This window comes from Actinokineospora inagensis DSM 44258 (assembly GCF_000482865.1).
Classification (GTDB): Bacteria; Actinomycetota; Actinomycetes; order Mycobacteriales; family Pseudonocardiaceae; genus Actinokineospora; species Actinokineospora inagensis.
The window spans coordinates 299,696-320,081 of record NZ_KI519517.1; the positions used below are offsets into that span (position 1 = coordinate 299,696).

Genomic DNA, 20,386 nt, shown 5'->3' on the forward strand with positions numbered 1-20,386 from the left:
CTCGACGAGCACTGCGCGGCCCATGGCCACGGTGACCTGTGGGTGGGTGTTGGACCGCCTGACCACTGCGAGGTGGTGCGGACCTGATCCAACTGCCCGTTGGGCGGTGGGCGCCACGGAGCCCGGGACCACGGTGATCCCGTTCGGCACGGCATCCGCGATGTGGCCGTGACGCGACACCGGCCCGACCGTCCGCCAACCTGTGGGGACCTGCCTGCCCGGGTGGTCCGGCCAGTTCGTGCTGGACGGCCTGCTGGACGGTGTGGTGGTCGGCGGTGCCGACCGCGTCCCGACTGCGCTACGGCTTGCCACGAAGGACAACACTGGGCGAACCACCGCTCACACCCCCCGCTGGGCGGCGGGCGCCACCCGACCGAGGATGATGTTGATCAGCAGGTTGAACACCACCACCAACACCACCGACACGACGAGCACCCCCTGCACCGCGGGGACGTCACCGGCCTGCGCCGAGTCGTTGGCGAACCGGCCGAAGCCCTGTAGGCCGAAGATCCACTCGGTCACCACGGACGCGCCGACCAGTGACGGGAACTTGATGCCGAGGGTGGCCAGGGCCGGCCCCACCGCGTTGCGCAGCACGTGGCGGAAGAAGATCCGCCGCGGGCCGAGGCCGCGCACGACGGCCCCGACCACGTAGTTCTCCCGGTAGGCCGACACGAGCCCGGTGCGCAGTTGCCGCGCCACGTCGGCCACCACGTCGAAGCTCAGCGCCAGCGCGGGCAGGATGACGTGCGCCAGCCACGGCCCGATCCCCTCGGTCGCCGGGATGTAGCCGCCGGAGGGCAGCAGGCCCAGTCCGACCGCGAAGATCTCGACGAGCACGATGCCGACCACGAACGGGGGCATCACCGACACGACCGTGACGAACCCGGTGATCGCCCGGTCCAGCCAGGTGCCCTGCCGTGCCGCGGCCACCGTGCCCAAGCCGAGGCCGAGCACGGTGCCGATCACCAGCGCGAGCACCGCCACCGACAGGCTCACGCCGAGACCGAGCCCGATCAGGGTGGACACGTCGGCGCCGTTGACCCAACTGACGCCGAACTGGCCGTGCAGCACCCCGCTGAGCCAGTGCCAGTACTGCACCAGGAACGGCTGGTCCAAGCCCCACAGGCTCTCGATGTTGTGGATGGCCTCGGGGGTCGCCTCCTCGCCCAGTTGCAGCCGGGCGGGGGACAGGCCGCTCATCGCGCGCAGCGCGAACGTCACGAAGGTCGCCACGAAGAACACCGGGACAAAGATGGCGACCGAGCGGGCGACCGTGGCCAGGAACCGGGTGCCCGCCCGGACCGCCCGGTCAGCCTGCACTGATGGTCACCCCGGTCCAGTCGAGGTGCGCCGGGTTCTTCGGCAGCGCCGAGATGGACTTGCTCTTGGCGACCAGGTTCGGCGGGGCGTAGGTGAACACCAGCGCCTTACTCGCCAACCCGGCCCGGGTGGCCGCCTGCAGCGCGGCGGGGTAGTCGGGCGAGTCGAGCGGGGTCTGCCGCACCTTCGCCACCGCCTCCTCGAACCCGGCGGGCTCGTAGGGCGTGCTCAGGTTCAGCGGGCCGTTCGGTCCGAAGTGGGCGGTCAGGGTCTGCACCGCGGAGTCCCGGCCGGTGGTGCCGTACAACGAAAGCGTCAACTGCTTGGCGAAGAACGGCTTCGACCAGTTCTTGTCCACTTTGATCGTGATCGTGATGCCGACCGCGGCGAGCTGCGACTGGACGATCTCGGCGGCGGGCTGCGCCTCCGGGATCACCAGGTCCAGCTTGATGTCACCCGGGTGGAAACCGGCCTCGGTGAGCAGTTGCTTCGCCTTCTCCGGGTCGTAACCGTACTTGCCCTTCGACTGCGGGTCGTAGGCGATGTAGCCCTCGGGGAACGGCTGGTCGGTCGGCTCGCCATAGCCGAAGGACAACTTGTCGACGAACTCCTTGCGGTTAACCGCGTACCGGACCGCGTCGACCACCTTGTCGTTGGTGAACGGCGGCTTGTTGACGTTCAGGCTGATGTTGGACGCGTTGAAACCGGGCTGGGTGAACACGTCGAGACCGGCCTTCTTCGCCGCGTCCGCCTGGCTCGGCGCGATGTCGGCGAAGTTGTAGACACCGGTCTGCAGCCCGGAGACCACAGTGGACGCGTCCGGCGCCGAGGTCAGCTCCACGTTGTCGATGTGGATGTTCGCCGCGTCCCAGTAGTCCGGGTTCTTCTTCAGCACCGCCTTGGTGCCGGGCACCAGTTGCGTGACGACGAAGGGGCCCGCGCCGACCGGGTTCTGGTCCAGCTTCGTCGGGTCCCCGGCGGCCTTCGGGCTGGCCACCTGCAGCACCCGCTCGCCGAGCAGTTGCGGGATCTGGTGGTCCACCTGGGTCAGGTGCACCACCACGTCCAGATCGGTCGCGGTGACCGAGCCGATGGACGTGAGGTCGCCGAACAGCGCGGAGTTCTTCTGCGTCTTCGCCCGCTCGATGGCCGCCTTGACCGCGGCGGCGTCCACCGGGGCGCCGTCGGAGAACTTCAGGTTGGGGCGCAGGTGGAAGGTCACCTCGTCGCCCTTGGCGTTGTACTCCCAGCTCTTGGCGAGGTCGGGCACCGCCTTGCCGGTCTCGTCGGTCTTGGTGAGCGACGCGTAGACGAGGGCGAGCTCGCGGAACTGGGCGCCGCTGCCACCGACCACCGGGTCCCAGTGGGTGGGGAAGTAGGTGGAGGTCCACTTGAGCGTGGCGGGGCCGCCGGAGGACGTGGTCGCCCCGCTGCTGCCGCACGCGGTGAGCGCGGAGACGAGGACCGCGGCGGACGCGATTCCCAGGGCGGCGCGGCGAACGGTGCTGGACATGAGGCGTCTTTCCTTCGGTGCGGTCATCGGGCGATCAGGGCCGGGCTGATGGGGTCTGGGGTGGGGGAGTCTGGGGTGGTGGCGGCGGTTCGGGCGGCGGTGTGCCGGTTCTCCGGGACGGGCAGGCCGAGGTTGCCGCGCAACGTGGTCGACTCGTACTCGTCGCGCACCACGCCGCGCTCGCGCAGGATCGGCAGCACCCGGTCGGTGAACAGGGCGAACTCGCTGGGCGCGTTGACGGTGACGTTGATCCCGTCGAACCCGCCGCCCTCGAACCAGCGCTGGATCGTGTCGGCGACCGTCGTCGGCGACCCGACGAACGGCGACCGCGCCTGCGCGCTGAGGTGTTCGACGACCTGCCGGAGGCTGAACCCGTTGTCCGCGGCCAACTTCGTGATCGCGTTGGCCTGTGTGCGGAAGCTGCGCTCACCGAGGTGCGCGACGTCCGGGAAGGGCGCGTCCAGGTCGTACCGGGTGAAGTCGTGCCAGCCGAACGGCCGCCCGAGTTCCTTGAGCGCGCGGTCGAAGCTGCGGCCACCCAACCGGGCCTCTTCCTTGGCCAGCGCTTCCTCGTCGGTGTCGGCGATGACCAGCGAGATCCCGGGCAGGGTGAGCAGGGTGTCCGGGTCGCGGCCCTTGGCGGCGGCCCGGTCGCGCAGCTCGGTGCGGAAGGCCCGCGCCTGCTCCAGCGTCCTGGCGTGCGTGAAGATCACCTCGGCGACGGCGGCGCCGAGGTCGCGGCCCTCCTCGGAGTCACCGGCCTGGAAGATCACCGGCTGCGCCTGCGGGGACCGCTCCAGGTTCAGCGGGCCGACCACGGAGAAGTACTCGCCCTTGTGGTTGAGCGCGTGCTGTTTGGTCGGGTCGAGGAAGGTGCCCGCGGCGCGGTCCCGGGGGAACGCGTCGGCCTCGTAGGAGTCCCACAGACCCTGGGCGACCTGGACGTGTTCGAGCGCGCGGCCGTAGCGGGTGGCGTAGTCGAAGTGCTCGTCGCGGCTGTAGTTGCCCGCGGTGCCTGCGTCGCCGCTGGTCACCACGTTCCAGCCTGCGCGGCCGCCGCTGATGTGGTCGAGCGAGTACAGCCTGCGGGCCAGGTTGAACGGCTCGTTGTAGGACGTGGTGAAGGTGCCGACCAACCCGATGTGTCTGGTGTGGACGGCGATCGCGGACAGCAGCGTCACCGGCTCCAACCGGCTCAGGTAGTGGTTGGGGGAGTTCTCGGTGATGAACTGGCTGTCCACAATGAACACGAGGTCGAACTTCGCCGCCTCGGCGGCCTTGGCGCGGTCGATGTACCAGTTGACGTCGACGCTGGCGTTGGCGGGGATCTCGGGGTCGAGCCAGGTGGCGTGCTGGCCCGGCCCACCCACCCCGAGGAGGACGGCGCCCAGTTTGAGGGTGCGTCGGGACATGGCGATCCAATCTCACGTTTCGGGCAGGCGGACGCACCCCGACGAACGTCCGGTATTGGCGGACACCGCCCACTGGGGGACGATGCCGGGTGGGGACGAGGGGGCGGGTGGCGGGAGAAATTAGATACAGATCGCGGCGCCGCACCGGGCGTGGTCGACCCAGCGACGGCACGTGAGCATCACGGCGGCTGGTCGGTTCATGACACCGAGGATGACCTGTGTGGCAAGCAGGTGTCCAACGATGTTTCATGATGCGGATGCATCATGATTCGTGATGGTTGCTCCGGTAGCTTCCGGTGCATGGAGAAGGTTCTGGACATCGTCCCGCTGCGCAGCTTCGTCGCGGTCGCCGACCGCGGCGGGTTCCAGCGGGCCGCCACGCACCTGCACCTGAGCCAGGCCGCGGTCAGCCAGCACGTGCGCAGGCTGGAAGCCGCCACCGGTCGCCGCTTGGTCGAGCGGGACGGCAGGCGCTCCCGGTTCACCCCCGACGGCGACCAGCTCCTCGGCTACGCCCGCCGCATCCTCGCCCTGCACGACGAGTCCCTGCGCAGCTTCGACGTCGAGGACGAGGCGACGGTCGTCATCGGCTCAACCGAACACGCCGCCGCCCAACTGCTCCCCCTGCTCACCGCCGCCCTGGAGCGCTTCCTCCCCGACCACCGCGTCCGCTACCGCCTCGACCGCGGCACCGCTCTCCGCGCGGACCTCGGCGCGGGCCGCCTCGACCTCGCTCTCCTCCTCGGCCCCGCCGACGACCCCCTCGCGTCCCACGTCGGCGACCTCGACCTCACCTGGTACTCGGCCCCCGGCTGGACCCGCCCCACCGGCCCCATCCCGATCGTCGCCTTCGACAACCCCTGCGCCCTGCGCACCCGCGCCCTGGAAACCCTCGCCGACCACCGCATCACCGCCGAGATCGGCGCCGAGGCCAACCAGTTGGCAGGCGTCCACGCCGCCACGGCGGCGGGCCTCGGCGTCGCCGTCCTGGCCACCTTCGGCACCACCCCCCAGGGCCTCACCCCCCGCCCCGACCTCCCACCCCTCACCCCCCTTCCCCTCGCCGTCTGGCGCCGCCAGGCCCTCGACCCGGCCGTCTTCTGGCACACCACCTCCGCCCTGCGCCACCTGCTGGCGGCCGCCACCACCCCCATCGCCCAGGGCGCCTGACCCCCTGGTCACCTCGCGCCCACTGCCTGCCAGCGCAACCACTGCAGTACCCAGTCGCCGGTCTTGTCGTCGTCGGTCCCGTAAAGCCTGCTGGGCTCCAGCGGCGCGTACACCGTGATCGGCGTGCCGTCCGGCAGTTCCGCGTAGGCCTGTGCCTGCGGATCGTCATCGCTGTAATGCAGGATCAACGACGCGGGGCCGAGGGTGTCGAGCCAGGCCAGCAACCGAACACAACTCGCGGGCTGCTCCACCGCCGACACGTAGATCTCCACCCTGGCCGGCCGATCCCTGCCCGCCAGCACTCCCACCGCGCCAACCGACAAGTCCGGATGGTGGGCCAGGTGCTCCCGCACAGCCGACGTCGCACGATCGAGCGATGCCCAGGCGGCCACCTCGGCCGCCCCCGGAGCGGTGGTCATGCTGATTTCCTCCACGGAGACACAAAAGTGACGGGTTGCGTGCTGGATAATTTCGATCCCCGGTCATCCCGGGGCCTTACCTCGGGAGTAGCGTGTCGGTCGCGGGGTGTGATCGGAAGGTTTCCGGCGTTCACAGCAGTTCACAAGCAGAGGAGCGATCCGCGTGCACGAGACCGGGCGGGTGCTCAGAGCAGCGCGGGAAAACGCCGGACTCAGCCTGGCAACGTTCGCCGCCCGCGTTCACTACGGCAAGTCGACCCTGAGCATGGTGGAGACTGGGCAACGAACAGCCACCCCGGAGTTGGTAGCCGCATACGAGCGAACGCTCGGCGTTCAAGGGTTGGGTGACGACGTGAATCGACGAGAACTCCTCGCGGCGACAGCCGCGCTGCTGGCCGGAACGGCGATCTCGGACCCCGCCGCCCGACTCCTGGACGGGCTGTCCAGTGCCGGGCACACAGGTCAAGTCGGCCGCTCGGAGGTGGAGGCCATCCGACATGCGGCCGCCGTCTACACCGCGATGGACCTCAAGTATGGCGGCGCGGTCACCGCCGATCTGTCCCACAGCGCTCTGAGGTGGGCTGTTGGGCTCTTGGACGCGCCGATGAGGGACGACATACGGGTCGAACTCCACGCTGCGGTGGGTTCGCTCGCGGATCGGACGGCCTGGATGCATTTCGACGCGGGGCGGGGCCACTCCGCACGTACGCTCTCGACTCTTGCGCTGCGCACGGCTGACGGAGGCGCTGACCCGGACTTGCGTGCCCACGTCTTGCTCGACATCGCCATGCAGGTCGGTGAAGTCTTCCCCGGAGAAGCTGCCAAACTGATTGACTCGGCTCTCGCGGACCGCCGGGTGTGCTCATTGGAACGCGCGAACCTGCACGCGGAGATGGGCCGACACTCGGCGAAGGCAGGTGACAAGCAGAAGGCGCTGCAGCACATCCGCCGGGCCGAGCTGTTGGCCTCGTCCGGTGGCGATGCCCCGATGTGGGCCGGATTCCTCACGGTGAATCACCTCGATGCCGTCATCACGCGTTCGCTGGCCGCCGCGGGTGAGCACGCGGAGGCAATCCGGCGGTTCGAGAACCTGTTGCCCCGGGTAGGTGACGATCGGCTCCGTGGTCGCGCTGGGTGGATGATCGATCTTGCCGATGTGTACACCGATACCGGAGAGCTGGAGCGGGCGGCCACCCTGGCTCGGCAGGCGGACGGCGCGCTCCAGGAGGTTCGATCAACGCGGAAGGCGGCCAAGCTGGCCGCACTGAAATCACGCGTGACGCAAGCAAGGCACGGACAGTCACGGCAGAGTTGACAGCCGCTCACGCGTTGACGGGTTGGGTGATGACGTGAACCGACGGGAACTGCTCGCGGTGACGGCCTCGCTGCTGGCCGGACCAGCGATGTCAGACCCAGCCGCTCGTCTGTTGGACGGGCTCTCGACCACCGGACACACGGGTCAAGTCGGCCGGACCGAGCTGGAAGCCGTCCAGCAGACCACGGCCGTCTACACGGCCATGGACCTCAAGTTCGGCGGCGTGGTCACCGCCGATCTTTCCCGCAGCGCTCTCAACTGGGCCGTTGGACTCCTGGACGCCCCCATGCGGGACGACACACGGGCGGCACTGCACTCGGCGGTGGGGGCACTCGCGGATCGGACCGCGTGGACGCACCTTGACGCGGGCAAGACCCACTCCGCGCGCAAGCTCTCGACCCTGGCCCTGAAGACCGCCGACAGTGGCGCTGATCCGGACATCCGTGCCCACGTGCTGTTGAACATCGCCACGCAGGTTGGTGAGACTTTTCCGCGTGGTGCGGTGAATCTGGTCGGCTCTGCCTTGTCCGATCGCCGGGTGTGTTCGCTGGAACGCGCGAACCTGCACGCGGCGATGGGTCGGCACCTCGCGAAGTCGGGTGACAGGCAGCAGGCCCTGCACCACATCCGCAAGGCGGAGGCGTTGGCCGCGACCGGCGGGGAGACACCCGAGTGGGCCGGGTTCCTCACGCAGAACCACCTGAACTCGATCATCGCGCAGTCGCTGGCCACCGCGGGTGAGCACACGGAGGCGATCCGGCGGTTTGAGGACCTCCTGCCGCGAATCGGCGATGACCGCAGGCGCGGCCGCGCTGGGCGGATGATCGACCTCGCCGAGTTGTACGCGACCACGGGCGACCTGGACCGGGCGAAGTTCCTCACGCAGCGGGCGGGCGGGGCCTTGCGTGAGGTGGGGTCGGCGCGGACCACGGCCAGATTGGCCGCGCTGAGGTCGCGTGTGGAGGCGTGATCCAGACATCTGGGGCGTGTCCCGGCCAAGCCGCCCGTTCCTGGCCGGGACAGGTCGGGTCAGAGGGTCAGTGGGTCAGTTCGGCGAGCATGCCGGGGTGGTAGGTGCCTGCCGGGTTGCGGACGATGATGTTCATCCGGTTGGCGGCGTTGATCAGGCCGAGGAGGCAGACCAGGGCGGCGACCTGGTCGTCGTCGTAGTGTTCGCGGACGCGGGACCAGGTTTCGTCGGTGACGCCCTGGTGGGCGTCGGCGAGGCGGGTGCCTTCCTCGGCGAGGGCGAGGGCGGCGCGTTCGGCGTCGGTGAACTCGGTGGCCTCGCGCCAGGCGGCGACGAGGTTGAGGCGGGTTTGGGTCTCGCCCGCGGCGGTGGCGTCCTTGGTGTGCATGTCGACGCAGAAGGCGCAGCCGTTGATCTGGCTGGCGCGCAGGGAAACCAGTTCCTGGGTCGACTTCGGCAGCGGTGAATCGGCGATCACCAGGGCCGCGGCTGTGAACCGCTTGACGAACTTGACGGCGACGGCGTTGTCGAGCATGGCGAAACGGGGGATCATGGTCCCGTCCTCCCTGTGGTGCTTGTCGAGTGCCCACCAGACGCCGGTGGCCCCGAGCCGTGTGACAGCGTGGCGGCGTGAGCTGGAACACCGTCACAAACCGGCGCGGCCGGGTGTCTGATGCGGACGGAGAGGAGCACCGATGACCCAGGACCCCGCGACCCAGGACTTCATCACCCACCGCAACCTGCTGTTCACGGTCGCCTACGAGATGCTCGGCTCGGCGGCCGACGCCGAGGACGTGCTGCAGGAGACCTGGCTGCGCTGGACGACCGTCGACCTGGACACCGTGCGGGACCGCCGCGCGTACCTGGTCCAGATCACCACCCGCCAGGCGCTCACCCGGCTGCGCACCCTCGGTCGCCGCAAGGAGTCCTACGTCGGCTCGTGGTTGCCCGAGCCGCTGCTCACCTCCCCGGACGTCGCCGAGGACGTCGAACTCGCCGACAGCGTGTCGATGGCGATGCTGCTGGTGCTGGAAACGCTCACCCCGACCGAACGGGCGGTGTTCGTCTTGCGCGAGGTGTTCGACCTCGGGTACGACGAAATCGCCGCCGCCGTCGACAAGAGCGCCGCCGCGGTGCGGCAAATCGCCCATCGCGCCCGTGCGCACGTCGCCGAACGCCGCCCACGCGGCAGCACGTCCCCCGCCGAAACCCGCGACGCCCTGCGCGCGTTCCAGGGCGCCGTCGAAACCGGGGACCTGCGAAGCCTCCTCGACATCCTGGCCCCCGACGTCACCTTCGTCGGCGACGGCGGCGGAATCCGCCAAGCCATCCCGAACCCGGTCGTCGGCGCGGCCAAGGTCGCCAGGCTACTGGCCGGTGGACTGTCCAAAGTCGACGGCTTCACCCTGCGGCAGGCCGAGGTCAACGGTCACCCCGCCCTCACCTTCCTGCTCAACGGCGAAGTCGACACGGTAGTGGCGATCCGCATTGACGACGGACTTGTCACCGGCCTCTACGCGGTGCGGAACCCGGACAAGCTCTCGCACATGGACCGGGAGACCACCCTGCACCGGTGAGCAGATCACGGGAGGGTGGTGGTGACATCGGTGACGGGACGGCGGGGCGTGGGGACGCCGGGGTGGCCGTACCCGATTCGCAGGACCAGGTGGGTTGTGGCGCCGACCAGGGTGTTGAGGGCGGACAGGGTTGAGGGCACTTCGATCGGTTGTGACAGTGGTGACACGGCCAGTCCTGCCGCGCAGGCTTCCAGCAGGACTCGTTGCAGGGCTTGGCCTGCGACCAAGTCGTAGGTGGGTGTGCTGCCGATTGTGGTGAGGGCGGCCAGTAGCGGACGGCGTTCGAAGGCAACCGATCCAGCGGTGGAGCCCAGGTCTCGTAACACCAAAAGGGAGTCTGGTGTGGACGGTCGTCCGGCTGCGAGAGGTGGGATGCCGTCGGGGCCCAGCCAGGCCGATACTTCCGCTACGTGGTCGGGGTTTTGGCCGAGTACGTGGTCGGCGCGGCGGATGAGGTCGGTGATGGTGCCCAGGGGCGCCGGGTGGTCGATCAGGTGGAGGTCGGCGCCTTCCTGCGTGGCGGCGCGGGCCATGGCGGTGCGGGCGGGGGTGGGGACGGGCCAGTCGAGGAAGGGGCGGCGGTTGGTGTGGCGGCGCCAGACGGCGTCGAAAAGGGTGTGGTGGTGGGTGGAGGGGTGGTGTTTGCCGTCGAGGGTCGCGGTGGCGAGCAGGTCCGGGGTGGCGCGGTCGGGCAGGATCGCGACGGTCGTGTGGTGACCGGCGATGGCCAGCGCGAGCCGCAGGGTGAACAGGGCGGCGCCGCAGGCGATGCGGGCCTCGTGCGCGTCCGGGTCGGTGATCGGTAACACCCGGGTGCGGTCGAGCCACAGGTCGACGGCGTCCGGGCGGATCGTGAACCGCCAGGGTTGGGTGTTGTAGGGCGACGGGGCGCGGACGGCGGCGGCGACCGCGGCGCGGATGACCGAGACGGTGGTCATGGGCGGACGACGGCAACGGGGCACTGGCCGTAGTGCAGTACCGCTCGCGCGGTCGAGCCCATCCCCAGCCCGGTCAGTGCGTGCCTGCCGTGTTTGCCGACCACCAGCAGCGACGCCCCGGCGCTCCGCTCGACCAGCACAGCGGCGGGTTGACCGCGGGTGACCACACGCTCGACCAGCACGTCCGGGTACTTCTCGCCCAGCCCGGCCAGGAGTTCGGCCAGTTCGAGATCTGCGCTGGTGGCCAACGCCTCCCAGTCGACGACCTCGGGCAACGGCACCCACGCGCCAGCGAACGACGCATCGTGCCAGGTGTGGACGGCGGTCAGCGGCACCCGCCTGCGGGACGCCTCGGCGAACGCGAACTCGGCCGTGGCCAGGCTGGACTCCGACCCGTCCACCCCGATGACCACCGGTCCGCCCTCGGTCGCCGCCGCGCGCAGCACGACCACGGGGCACTGGGCGTGCGCGCTGACCGAGTCCGACACCGACCCGAGCAGCAGCCCCTCGAACCCACCGACGCCGCGGTGGCCGGTGACCAGCAGCGCGGCCTCCCGGGACGCCTCGATCAACTGTTCCACCGGCCACCCCGCGCGCAGGTCTTCGTGCACCTCAACACCGGGGTCGACCTCGGCGGCGGCGTCTGTCAGCAGGGTCCGGCCGTGTTCGACGACGCTGTCGGTAACCTCCACCGGGTACTGGGCTGACGGCGGTAGATAGACGTGCACCAGCCGCAGTGGCAGCCCGCGCAACCCGGCCTCGGCGGCGGCCCACACCACCGCCTCGGCGCTCGACGGTGAACCGTCCACGGCGACGACGACCGGGGGACGAGTGGTACTGGTCACCGGACGCTCCTCTCTCTCCTCGGAGTACACCTCCAGATTCCCCGCGCGGGGCCGGTTCGACGCACTTTCGGAGGCCACCGGTCGACGGGACCTTGGTCCCGAGAAACCAAATGGGATCTTCCACCGATAGCACCGGTGTCGGGAGGAGTGGCGGATGAGGATGGACCTGGTCGAGCTGGTCGGGCACCTGCGCGAACAGTTGGCCGACGCGGTCGAGGCGGGGGCCGGGGCGGACCTGAGGTTCGAGGTCGGCGCGGTCGAGGTCGAGGTGTCGGTCGTGGTCGAGCGCGAGGCCAAGGCGGGCGGCAAGGCGAAGTTCTGGGTGGTCGAGGCGGGGACCGACGCGAAGCTCGCGCACCACCACACCCAGCGGATCAAGCTGTCGTTGACGCCGACCCGCGGCCAGGAGTCGGTCGCGATCGCGGGTGTCGAGGCCGGTGCCGAACGCTGACCGGGCGCGGGTCGCCGAGCTGATCGTCACCGGACCCACCGGCGCGTGGCGTGGTTCCGGCTACCGGGTCACGACCGGGTCCGTGCTGACCGCCGCGCACGTCGTGCGGGGCGCGACGAGGGTCGAGGTCCGGTTCCTGCCCGACCTGCCCGGCTCGTGGTCGGTCCGCGCGCGGGTGGCGTGGACGCACGATGGGACCGACCTCGCGGTCCTCGCCATCGATGCTCCGGACACCGTCCCGAACGTGGAGTTCGGCGTGGTCGACTGGCGGCGGGCCGCCGTCCTCGCCGCGCACGCCGTGGGGTTCCCCCGGTGGAAACTGCGCACCGACGACGACGGCAGCAAGTTCCGCGATGCCCACCAGGCCACCGGCACCGTGGCCACCCTGTCCCACTGGCGAAGCGACACCCTGGAGTTCACCGTCCCCGTTCCGCCGGAGGCCGTGGCGGTGGGGTCACCGTGGGAGGGTATGTCCGGCGCCGCCGTGTGGGTGGACGGCGCGATCGTCGGTGTGCTCGCCAGGCACCACCACAGCGACGGCCCGGGTCGACTCACCGCGAGCAGGGTGAACTACCTGGGTGGCGCCCAATCTTTGGTCGGCTACCCGGACGTGCCGCGCGACGTGGTCCCGCAGGAGCCCGCGCAGGTGGTGAGCGCCGCTTATCGCGACGAGTTGAAGACGATCGCGCCCGTTCAACTGTTCGACCGCGTGGACGAACTCGACGAGTTGGTCCGGTTCTGCGCGGGACCCGACCCGTACCAGTGGTGGCAGGCGGGACCGTGGGCGGGCAAGTCCGCGCTGCTGTCCTGGTTCGCGCTCAACCCACCCGCGGGCGTGGACGTCGTGTCGTTCTTCATCACCAGCCGCTACGTGGGCCAGTCCGACAGCGACGCCTTCCTCGACGCCGTGCTGGAGCAGTTGGCGGCCCTCGTCGGTGAGTCCCCGAGCGCGGTGCTGCACGCGCGCGCCGGACAACTGCGCCGGTTGATCGAGGCCGCCGCCGCCCGCGCCGAGTCGACCGGTCGACGGTTGGTGCTGGTCGTGGACGGTCTGGACGAGGACACCAGCGGCGCCGCGCGCAAACCCAGCATCGCCGGTCTTCTCCCCGAGTCTCCGCCGCCTGGCCTGCGGGTGTTGGTCGCCAGCCGTCCTTACCCGAGTCTCCCCAAAGACGTCCGTGCGAGCCACCCGCTGCACGCGCTGGTCCCGATCCAACTGTCGGTCGCCGAGGCCGCCGACGACCTCGCCCGCGCCGCCAACGACGAACTGGACACCCTGTTCGAGGGCCCCAACCGCGATGTCCTGGGTCTCATCACCGCATCCGGCGGTGGCCTCACCCTGGATGACCTGCACGAACTCACCCACCTGCTCCCGTACGACCTGGAGCGCCTGTTCACCGGCCTGTTCGGCCGCAGCATCCGCGGCCGGGTGTCCAGCCTGGGGCAGGCCCCCGTCCACGTGTACCTGTTCGCCCACGAAACCCTCCGGGTCACCGCGGAGGCCCTGTTCGGCCCGGTGGTCGCCGACTTCCGCGCCCAACTCCACGACTGGGCGGACGGTTACCGCGCCCGGGGCTGGCCCGCCGAGACCCCGGTCTACCTCCTGCGCGGCTACTCCCGCATGCTCGCCGCCGCGAACGACCGCTCCCGCTTGCTCGCCCTGGTCACCGACGCGCGCCGCCGCGACCGCATGCTCGACCACTCCGGCGGCGACGCCCTCACCACCGCCGAACTCACCACTGCCGCCACCCGCTTCGCCGACCCGCCCGACCTGGCCGCCCTGCTCGTCATCGCCTACGCCAAGAACACCGTGGTGTACCGGAACATCTGGGTCCCCGACCACCTGCCCGCCGTCTGGGAGTCACTGGGCGAACGGGACCGGGCGGTCGCGCTGGCCGAGGGCACCGGCCGGATCGACGCCTACATCGAGATGATCCGGTCCGCGACGGACGAGGACCGGGCCACCGCGCTGTTCCAGCACGCCCTCGCCATCAGCGCCGGGTTCGACCAGGGCGCTAGTCAGGCCACCCGCTTGCTGGAAGCCCTGAGCGTGGCGCTGAACGCCGGTGTGCGGCTATCGATGTCCGAAGTGGACAATCTGCTCGACCGGGCCGAACGGTTGGTCGAGAACGATCGGGACCCAGCTCAGGTCGCTTGTGGACTGGCCCGGCTCGCCCGCGACGCCGCACGGCTGGGCTGGACTGCGAGGGTCCGACCGCTGATCGAACGCTTGGACCACAGTAGACTCCGGACCCGGGAATTCCTCTATCTGGCTGAGGCTCTATGGCGTGCCGGACATCAAGACGCCGCCCGCGTTTGGGCCGACCAGGCGCGCGACGAGGTGGAGTTGGTCCCGCTGCTCGACACCGCGACGGTGATGGGGGACGCCGCCGACGCGATCATCGCTCGCATCATGGGCAAGGCCGCGGAGGACCCAGCGGAGTACGTCGAGTTGTGTGAGGCCTTGATCCGGGCGGGCCGACCCGAACTGACCGCCCGAATGCGGATCAGGGTCGGGTCGTTGGAGCGCGAGATACCGACCATCAACCTCACCCTCCGCGCCATGGTCGAGTCCAGCCCGCAACGTGCCCGCGAACTCGCCACCCAGGCCGAGCAAGCGGCCCGCTCCACCACTGACCCCAAGACCAGGATCAACCTGCTCATCACCGTCGGTCGTCTCGTCACCGCGCCTGAACTCGCTTTCCGCCTTGCCGATTCCGCATCACGGATGCTGAGCCAGGTTGATGTGTACGCGTACGACCGCATCACCATCCTCGCCCAACTCTCGACGCTCTTGACCAAAGCGGGCCGAGACGGCACCGCGTTCGCGGAAGAAGCCTGCCAGGGCCTGCGGGACGACGATTACCACAACGCTTTACGGCTGGCAGGCGCATTCCAAGCGGGGGGCGATCTGGCCCGCGCCGAGAACCTGATCCGCAGGCACGAGTCATACCGCTTCAAGGAGAACCTGGCGTCATTGGCTGTGGACGCCGCCAAGCACGGGGATCGCCAGCTCGTCCACCGGCTCATCCCGGAAGTCGTGTCGGCTCGATTCAACGGCGACGACGTCGACAGCCGGGTTTATCTCCTTATCCGAGCCCACATCGCCTTGGGCGAACTCGACCTCGCCCAAGACGCCACCCGCAGCCTGACCGACCACTCCCGTCGGATCTGGGCCTGGTCCTTGATCGCCCAGGCCGCGCCCCGAGACCTCGCGCTGACCTGCGCCACCACCGCCGAAGACCTCGCCATGGCGATCCCGAATATGGTCAGGCGCGCGATCAGCATGGACTCGGTGGTCAAAGCCCTCGCCGCCGCAGGAGAACCCGAACGCGCCCTCCACCACCTCGACGCCACCCTCGCCGTCATGCCCGATTTCGCCCAAGAACTCGGCGAATCCCACCGCCACGACACGATCGTCGACCTGGCCCTTGGCGCGGCCATGGCACACGACCTCCCCCGGGCGGAATCCCTGCTACAGACCGTCCCGCCGAGCTACCGCAAACAAACCCTCGCATCCCTGGCCGATGTCCTGCTCACCCAGGACTGCCGCGCCGATGCCGTCCGCTTGCTCGCCGAGGCACTGAACGCAGGCGAGTTCCACCGCGCGCTTCCGGTAGTGGCCGAGGCCGATCCTGGAGCAGTGGAAGCACTCGCGGAACACCTGCTCCGCTAGCGGCGGAAGAATTCGACCTCGCCGAGGGCGATGTGGGTGGTGGGGGTGAGGCCGGTGGCGGAGCGGATGTGCAGGGTGACCTTGGTGACGTCGGAGATGCCGAGGTCGGTGCGTTGCGGGCCGGGTTGGTCGGCCAGGGAGATGGGGACGGCGGTGGTGGTGCCGTCGGAGGCGGTGGCGGTGAGGTCGATGGCGGACGGGCGCGCTTCGTCGGTGAAGTGGTCTTGTTCGGCGGTGGGGCCCGCGTGGATGACGATGGCCAGGAAGCGGAAGGGTTGGGAGAAGGTGAAAGTGACGTCGGCGCCGGGGGCGGGGGAGCCCCAGTAGCGGTTGGACAGACCATCGGCGGCGGCTTTGGCGGGGTGGCCGGGTACCTCGGCGGTGGCGGTGATCGTGTGCGGGCCGATGGCGACGGGGGTGGCGAGCTTGTCGCGGATGTCTTGGTACACCCCGTTGATCTGGGGGTAGAGCAGCACCCCCAGCAGGACCAAGGCGATGACGACGAGCAGGGCGGCCAGGCGGCGGAGCCAGCGGGACCGGTCGCCGTGCCAGGACCAACGGCGGCGGCGTTGCCGGGCGACGGCAGCGGCGGCCGCGTCGGTCAACGGGGTGGCGCACCGGCGGCAGAAGTTGCGGTCAGGCGGGTTGGGAGTGCCGCAGTTCGGGCACGGCGGTCCGACGGTCGGGTCAGCCGCGACGGTGGTACTCGCCACCGGGCGCCGGGCGACCGGCCTGCCAGGGAGGACGGCGGCGGTCTCCTCATCGGGTTCTTTGGGCTGTCCGGGCGATACCGGACCGAAGGCCGATGCGGTCGGCGGGAAGTCGTGCGGGGCGGGGGAGTTGCCCTCGGCCACCGAGTTGTCGGACGACGACGTGGGTTCGGTGGACGGTGCGGCTGCCGCGTGGGAGCCGGGCCGCGACTGGCTTGTGGTCGGTTGACCGGTGGACGACGCGCCAGACGCGGGGTCGCCGGGCCGCGACTGATGTGTGGTTGGCGGGGTTGTGGTTGGCGTGGGGTCGCTGGACGGCGACCTGCGTGTGGCAGGCGGAGTTGCGGCTGGTGCGGGTGGCGTGGGGTTGCCGGACCGCCAGCGGCGTTTGGCTGGCGGAGTTGCGGTTGGTATGGGGTCGCTGGGCCGCGATTGGCCTGTGGCTGGCGAAGCTGTGGACGGCGTGACTGGTGTGGGGTTGTTGGGCTGCGCGCGGTGTGTGGTAGGCGATTGGGGTGTGCTGGCGTCGGGCTGCGCGGTGGGCGGGGCCGTGTCGGTGGGGTGCGGCTGGGGTGTGGCGGAGTGGGGTGGCTGGTCGGGCCTCGGCGAGGGCGTGCCCGGATCGCCGGGGGGTTCCGGGCGGTCGGCGGGTTGGGTGGACCAGCCGAGGTAGGTGCCGCAGTTGCCGCAGAAGTCGTCGGTGGCTGCGACGGTGGTGCCGCATACCGGGCAGGGGCGGGTGCTCATCGGGGGTCCTCCGGGGGTGCGCTGAGCACCTCGATCCGCGCGGTGAGGTGCAACGGGCAGTGCGCGGCGACCACGGCGGTCACCTGGTCCCGGTCGGCGGCCGCCCGGTCCGGCCAGACGGTGACGACGAGTGTCGGGGGCGACCCGGGCAGCCCGGCTTCCGGGTCGGCCGACCACGCCACCCCCGGCCCGTCGTCGATCCGCACGCCGACCCCCAGGGCCAGCCGGAGGCGTTCGGCGAGGCCGCGGACTGTGCCCCGGTCCCGGTGCAGGCCGACCGCCCGGTGGACGAGTTCGCGGCGGACGTGGTCCGGCCAGCGTGGGTCGAGGTCCTCGGCGACCCAGGATGACAGCCACTCCAGGAAGTCCTCCGGGGTCAACCCCGGGGCGAGGTAGCGGTCCAAGTTGTCCAAAGTGGACAACACAGCCGACAGGACGTCGTCGAGGCCTGCGGTGAACCGTTGGGCGAAGTCGTCGGCCGCGTACAGCGAGGGCAGCAACTCGCCGATGGGGTGGGTGCTCGGCAGTGAGGGCAGTCCGACGCGGGTCATCCGGTCACCGTGACCTGGTGCTGGTGGGAGAACACCAGCGAACTCGGCGTCAGCTCGACCCGGTCCAGCCGCCCGCCCCGCGCCCCGGTCAACGGGTTCGCCGGGAAAAGCAGGATCTCCTCGACCATGCCGACGCCTTGAACCCTTTGGAGGACAGCGAAAACCTCCCCGCACTGCACGGCCCGGCCGAACGGCCAGCCGGTGTGGGTCACACCGTCACCGTGACCTGAGCTCGGTGTCAGTTCGACCCGTTCCACTCGGCCACCTCGTGCTCCCGTCAGAGTGTTCGCTGGGGACAGCAGGATCTCGTCGACCATGTCGATGCCTTGGGCCCGTTGCAAGACAGTGACAGTCTCGGCGTAGTGCACGGGCCGCCGGAACGGCCAGCCGACGCGGGTCATCCGGTCACCGTGACCTGGTGCTGGTGGGAGAACACCAGCGAACTCGGCGTCAGCTCGACCCGGTCCACCCGCCCGCCCCGCGCCCCGGTCAACGGGTTCGCCGGGAAAAGCAAGATCTCCTCGACCACGCCGACGCCCTGAACCCGTTGCAGGACAGCGAAAACCTCCCCGTACTGCACGGACCGCCCGAACGGCCAGCCGGTGCCGTCCGGACCGCCGGTCAGCGGGTCCAGGTAGCCGTACAGCGCGTCCTGGGCCGCCGCGCGGACCCGGTCGACGTCGGGGTCGTTGGCGATCAGGCGGGTGACGACGGTGATCCCCTGGTACCGCGGTGGCCCGACCACAGCCCGGGTGCCCAACAGCCGTCGGGTGTCGAGGTGTCCCGCCACCGCCGCCAGGACGTCGTCGGACGGGACCAGTTGCTCGATCCGCAGCCGCTCGCCGAGCCCACTCGTCGCCGAGGGAACCAGCAGGACCCGCGCCGCTCCCGGCTCGTCCTCCGCGGGCAGACACCGCACCCGCGCCAACGACGGCGCCGCCTCCCGGGCCAGGCGCTCGTAGTCCGACGCGGTCACCGCCCGGTCCTGCACCCGGAGCTGGTGCGGTGCCCGCACCCGGGCCTCGGCCACAGTCTCCCCGTCGACCCCGCCCCGAGCGGCCTCGCGGTTGCCCACGGTCGACACGTACGGCACCGAGCTGCGCAGCACCGAGATCGCGCCGCGCGCCACGTTGCCCGACCGGCCGCCCCCGGTCCGGTACCGATCGATCCGGATCACCGAACCCTTCGGCGGAACCGCGCCGTAGTTGCGCAGCAGGCCGTCTGGTTCGCGGACGGCGGGCGGGAAGTGGACCTCGCCCAGCGTCGCGTCGAGCACGACGTGCCGGTCGTCTGGGCCGGAGTCGCCGAAGTGCTCGACGACCGTCCACTCCTGCCAGCCCGCGCCGTCGGAAACCAGCACGACGACCGGGGCACCGTCGATGAGGACCGGGGTTCGCGGCAGCGTGAACCGCTGGCCCGGCACACCCGCCGACTGGCCGAGCGGCACGTCCGGCACGGTCTCCGCGTGCTCGACGGTGGTGGTGCCGCCGATGGTGAACGCCTCCGCCACCCGGATCGTGGGCGACTCGCGGTAGAACGGTTGGCCGGGTTCGGGTTCGGTGACCCGGCAGCGCAGCCAGCCCGCCCGCTTGCCCGCCACCACGGACTCCACATGGCCCGCGGGTACGTGCAGCACGACCTCACCGGGCCGGTTCAGACCACCGGTACTGTCCTCATCGGTCTCGCAGGCGGTCCACCCGCTCCCGTCCCACGCCTCCCACACCAACGGCGGTTGGCGCGGGTCGACGCCGATACCCTCCACTCGACTGTCCAATCGCAACACCACGACACACCGGGGGGTTGCCGCCGTCAGCCCGAACATCGTCGAGTCGCCCGCCGTCGGTGCTGCCTGGAAGCACCGCACGTCTTGGCCCGCGGCGAGATCCTTGGACCGGTCGGCGTGCTCACCCGCCGCCGACCGGGTCACCAGCGCGTCGAGTTCACAAGGGATGATCGGCAGCGGCTCGGCCGTCGCGAACACCACCGCCTCGACGGCCTCCGTGCGCGGTGTCGCCACCTCGGTGCCGACCGGCAGCAGCACCACCTCGGCCTGCGGCGCGGACAGCCAGAACGTGACGTCGGCGCGGGCGGCGGTCGGCGGGAACAGCCGGACGCCGAGCAGGTCGAGGAACGCCAGGTAGTTGCGCTCGGGCACCCGGTTGAGCCGGTAGACGAGCTGGTCGACCATCTGGGCGAAGGTCTCGATCAGGGTGACCCCGGGGTCGGACACGTTGTGGTCCGTCCACTCCGGACAGCGGCGCTGCACGTACCGCTTGGCCTCGTCGACCAGTTGCTGGAACCGGCGGTCGTCCAGGTTCGGGGCGGGGAGCACCATCAGGCGACCTCGCCTTCGACAGCGGGGGAATCGGCGGGGTTGTCGGAGGGGATGGTGTAGAACGGGAAGACCAGGTTGCGCTGGTCGTTGGTGGCCCGGATGGCGTAGTGGATCGAGATGTGCAGCGTGCCGACCTCGTTCGGATCGTAGTCGATGTCCACTGTGGTCACTTCGATCCGGGGTTCCCACCGGTCCAGCGCCGAGCGCACCGCGCGGGCGAGCTGACCGGCGGTGGCGCCGTCGGTCGAGGCGAACACGTGGTCGTGGATGCCGCAGCCGAACTCCGGCCGCATCGGCCGCTCCCCGGGCGCGGTGCCCAGGATGAGCCAGATCGATTCCTCGATCTCCCGGTCGCGCTCGACCATGCCGATGCCGCCGGTCGGGCCGACCCGCAGCGGGAATCCCCAGCCGCGGCCGATGAAGTCGGTGCGCAC

Annotated in this window: 17 protein-coding genes and 1 pseudogene; 6 read left to right on the plus strand and 12 right to left on the minus strand. The window is 70.4% G+C overall.

Annotated elements, in window-relative coordinates:
- Positions 1-339: 339 nt before the first annotated feature.
- From H504_RS0129295 to H504_RS0129305, 3 genes are read right to left on the minus strand one after another with little or no spacing between them, the layout of a single operon-like run.
- Positions 340-1,323 carry an ABC transporter permease gene (locus H504_RS0129295; protein WP_026425695.1) on the minus strand — a complete coding sequence of 328 codons (984 nt, stop codon included), beginning with the start codon at positions 1,321-1,323 and terminating at the stop codon, positions 340-342.
- Positions 1,313-2,836 carry an ABC transporter substrate-binding protein gene (locus H504_RS0129300; RefSeq protein ID WP_211239420.1) on the minus strand — a complete coding sequence of 508 codons (1,524 nt, stop codon included), beginning with the start codon at positions 2,834-2,836 and terminating at the stop codon, positions 1,313-1,315. The genes H504_RS0129295 and H504_RS0129300 overlap by 11 nt, the downstream gene beginning before the upstream one ends.
- A gap of 23 nt (positions 2,837-2,859) precedes the next feature.
- Positions 2,860-4,248, minus strand: coding sequence for an LLM class flavin-dependent oxidoreductase (locus tag H504_RS0129305; RefSeq protein WP_026425697.1), 1,389 nt, complete (start codon positions 4,246-4,248; stop codon positions 2,860-2,862).
- A gap of 300 nt (positions 4,249-4,548) precedes the next feature.
- Between H504_RS0129305 and H504_RS0129310 the strand changes: the two genes are divergently transcribed.
- A complete protein-coding gene (locus tag H504_RS0129310; RefSeq protein ID WP_026425698.1) occupies positions 4,549-5,418 on the plus strand; it encodes a LysR family transcriptional regulator in 870 nt (289 codons plus the stop codon).
- 8 nt (positions 5,419-5,426) lie between these two features.
- On the opposite strand, the gene H504_RS0129315 is transcribed toward H504_RS0129310, so the two are convergent.
- Positions 5,427-5,837 (minus strand): hypothetical protein, encoded by a 411-nt coding sequence (locus H504_RS0129315; protein WP_026425699.1) that lies wholly within the window; start codon positions 5,835-5,837, stop codon positions 5,427-5,429.
- Positions 5,838-6,000: 163 nt separating this feature from the next.
- On the opposite strand from H504_RS0129315, the gene H504_RS0129320 reads away from it, so the two are divergent.
- Together H504_RS0129320 and H504_RS0129325 are read left to right on the plus strand one after the other, a co-directional pair.
- Positions 6,001-7,152, plus strand: a complete 1,152-nt coding sequence (locus H504_RS0129320; protein ID WP_026425700.1) for a helix-turn-helix domain-containing protein — start codon at positions 6,001-6,003, stop codon at positions 7,150-7,152.
- A gap of 16 nt (positions 7,153-7,168) precedes the next feature.
- Positions 7,169-8,122, plus strand: a pseudogene (locus tag H504_RS0129325) (NsdA family TPR-like regulatory protein); the annotation flags it as partial.
- Between the two features lie 67 nt (positions 8,123-8,189).
- On the opposite strand, the gene H504_RS0129330 reads toward H504_RS0129325, so the two are convergent.
- Complete coding sequence (locus H504_RS0129330) at positions 8,190-8,675, minus strand: carboxymuconolactone decarboxylase family protein (protein WP_026425702.1); 486 nt, start codon at positions 8,673-8,675, stop codon at positions 8,190-8,192.
- A gap of 142 nt (positions 8,676-8,817) precedes the next feature.
- Here H504_RS0129330 and H504_RS0129335 point away from each other — a divergent pair, with 142 nt between their 5' ends.
- A complete protein-coding gene (locus H504_RS0129335; protein WP_026425703.1) occupies positions 8,818-9,699 on the plus strand; it encodes an RNA polymerase sigma-70 factor in 882 nt (293 codons plus the stop codon).
- A gap of 5 nt (positions 9,700-9,704) precedes the next feature.
- Here H504_RS0129335 and H504_RS0129340 read toward each other — a convergent pair whose 3' ends face one another.
- The gene (locus H504_RS0129340) at positions 9,705-10,637 is read right to left on the minus strand and encodes an Acg family FMN-binding oxidoreductase (RefSeq protein WP_026425704.1); all 933 of its coding nucleotides are present in this window, start codon (positions 10,635-10,637) and stop codon (positions 9,705-9,707) included.
- Entirely contained in the window at positions 10,634-11,482 is an 849-nt protein-coding gene (locus H504_RS0129345) for a universal stress protein (protein ID WP_026425705.1), read from the minus strand. Before H504_RS0129345 ends, H504_RS0129340 begins: the two co-directional genes overlap by 4 nt.
- Positions 11,483-11,636: 154 nt before the next feature.
- Between H504_RS0129345 and H504_RS0129350 the strand changes: the two genes are divergently transcribed.
- Together H504_RS0129350 and H504_RS0129355 are read left to right on the plus strand one after the other, a co-directional pair.
- Positions 11,637-11,933 (plus strand): trypco2 family protein, encoded by a 297-nt coding sequence (locus H504_RS0129350; protein WP_026425706.1) that lies wholly within the window; start codon positions 11,637-11,639, stop codon positions 11,931-11,933.
- Positions 11,920-15,609 (plus strand): trypsin-like peptidase domain-containing protein, encoded by a 3,690-nt coding sequence (locus H504_RS0129355; protein WP_026425707.1) that lies wholly within the window; start codon positions 11,920-11,922, stop codon positions 15,607-15,609. Before H504_RS0129350 ends, H504_RS0129355 begins: the two co-directional genes overlap by 14 nt.
- On the opposite strand, the gene H504_RS43735 is transcribed toward H504_RS0129355, so the two are convergent.
- The 5 genes from H504_RS43735 to H504_RS0129385 all read right to left on the minus strand — a co-directional run bounded on the left by H504_RS43735 (position 15,606) and on the right by H504_RS0129385 (position 20,386).
- Positions 15,606-16,463, minus strand: coding sequence for a zinc ribbon domain-containing protein (locus tag H504_RS43735; protein ID WP_051386379.1), 858 nt, complete (start codon positions 16,461-16,463; stop codon positions 15,606-15,608). The two genes, H504_RS0129355 and H504_RS43735, sit on opposite strands and share 4 nt — an antisense overlap.
- A gap of 599 nt (positions 16,464-17,062) precedes the next feature.
- The gene (locus tag H504_RS0129370; RefSeq protein WP_026425710.1) at positions 17,063-17,617 is read right to left on the minus strand and encodes a phage tail protein; all 555 of its coding nucleotides are present in this window, start codon (positions 17,615-17,617) and stop codon (positions 17,063-17,065) included.
- Positions 17,614-18,018, minus strand: coding sequence for a hypothetical protein (locus H504_RS43910; RefSeq protein ID WP_026425711.1), 405 nt, complete (start codon positions 18,016-18,018; stop codon positions 17,614-17,616). Before H504_RS43910 ends, H504_RS0129370 begins: the two co-directional genes overlap by 4 nt.
- Positions 18,015-19,952, minus strand: coding sequence for a putative baseplate assembly protein (locus tag H504_RS0129380; RefSeq protein WP_026425712.1), 1,938 nt, complete (start codon positions 19,950-19,952; stop codon positions 18,015-18,017). Before H504_RS0129380 ends, H504_RS43910 begins: the two co-directional genes overlap by 4 nt.
- The gene (locus H504_RS0129385; RefSeq protein WP_026425713.1) at positions 19,952-20,386 is read right to left on the minus strand and encodes a GPW/gp25 family protein; all 435 of its coding nucleotides are present in this window, start codon (positions 20,384-20,386) and stop codon (positions 19,952-19,954) included. The genes H504_RS0129380 and H504_RS0129385 overlap by 1 nt, the downstream gene beginning before the upstream one ends.

Bases quoted from the DNA above. Each gene is read 5' to 3' on its own strand.
- H504_RS0129380 (WP_026425712.1), bottom strand. From the start codon at position 19,952: ATGGTGCTCCCCGCCCCGAACCTGGACGACCGCCGGTTCCAGCAACTG.
- H504_RS0129330 (WP_026425702.1), bottom strand. From the start codon at position 8,675: ATGATCCCCCGTTTCGCCATGCTCGACAACGCCGTCGCCGTCAAGTTC.
- H504_RS0129350 (WP_026425706.1), top strand. From the start codon at position 11,637: ATGAGGATGGACCTGGTCGAGCTGGTCGGGCACCTGCGCGAACAGTTG.
- H504_RS0129340 (WP_026425704.1), bottom strand. From the start codon at position 10,637: ATGACCACCGTCTCGGTCATCCGCGCCGCGGTCGCCGCCGCCGTCCGC.
- H504_RS0129300 (WP_211239420.1), bottom strand. From the start codon at position 2,836: ATGTCCAGCACCGTTCGCCGCGCCGCCCTGGGAATCGCGTCCGCCGCG.
- H504_RS0129335 (WP_026425703.1), top strand. From the start codon at position 8,818: ATGACCCAGGACCCCGCGACCCAGGACTTCATCACCCACCGCAACCTG.
- H504_RS0129310 (WP_026425698.1), top strand. From the start codon at position 4,549: ATGGAGAAGGTTCTGGACATCGTCCCGCTGCGCAGCTTCGTCGCGGTC.
- H504_RS0129370 (WP_026425710.1), bottom strand. From the start codon at position 17,617: ATGACCCGCGTCGGACTGCCCTCACTGCCGAGCACCCACCCCATCGGC.
- H504_RS0129315 (WP_026425699.1), bottom strand. From the start codon at position 5,837: ATGACCACCGCTCCGGGGGCGGCCGAGGTGGCCGCCTGGGCATCGCTC.
- H504_RS43910 (WP_026425711.1), bottom strand. From the start codon at position 18,018: ATGACCCGCGTCGGCTGGCCGTTCCGGCGGCCCGTGCACTACGCCGAG.
- H504_RS0129305 (WP_026425697.1), bottom strand. From the start codon at position 4,248: ATGTCCCGACGCACCCTCAAACTGGGCGCCGTCCTCCTCGGGGTGGGT.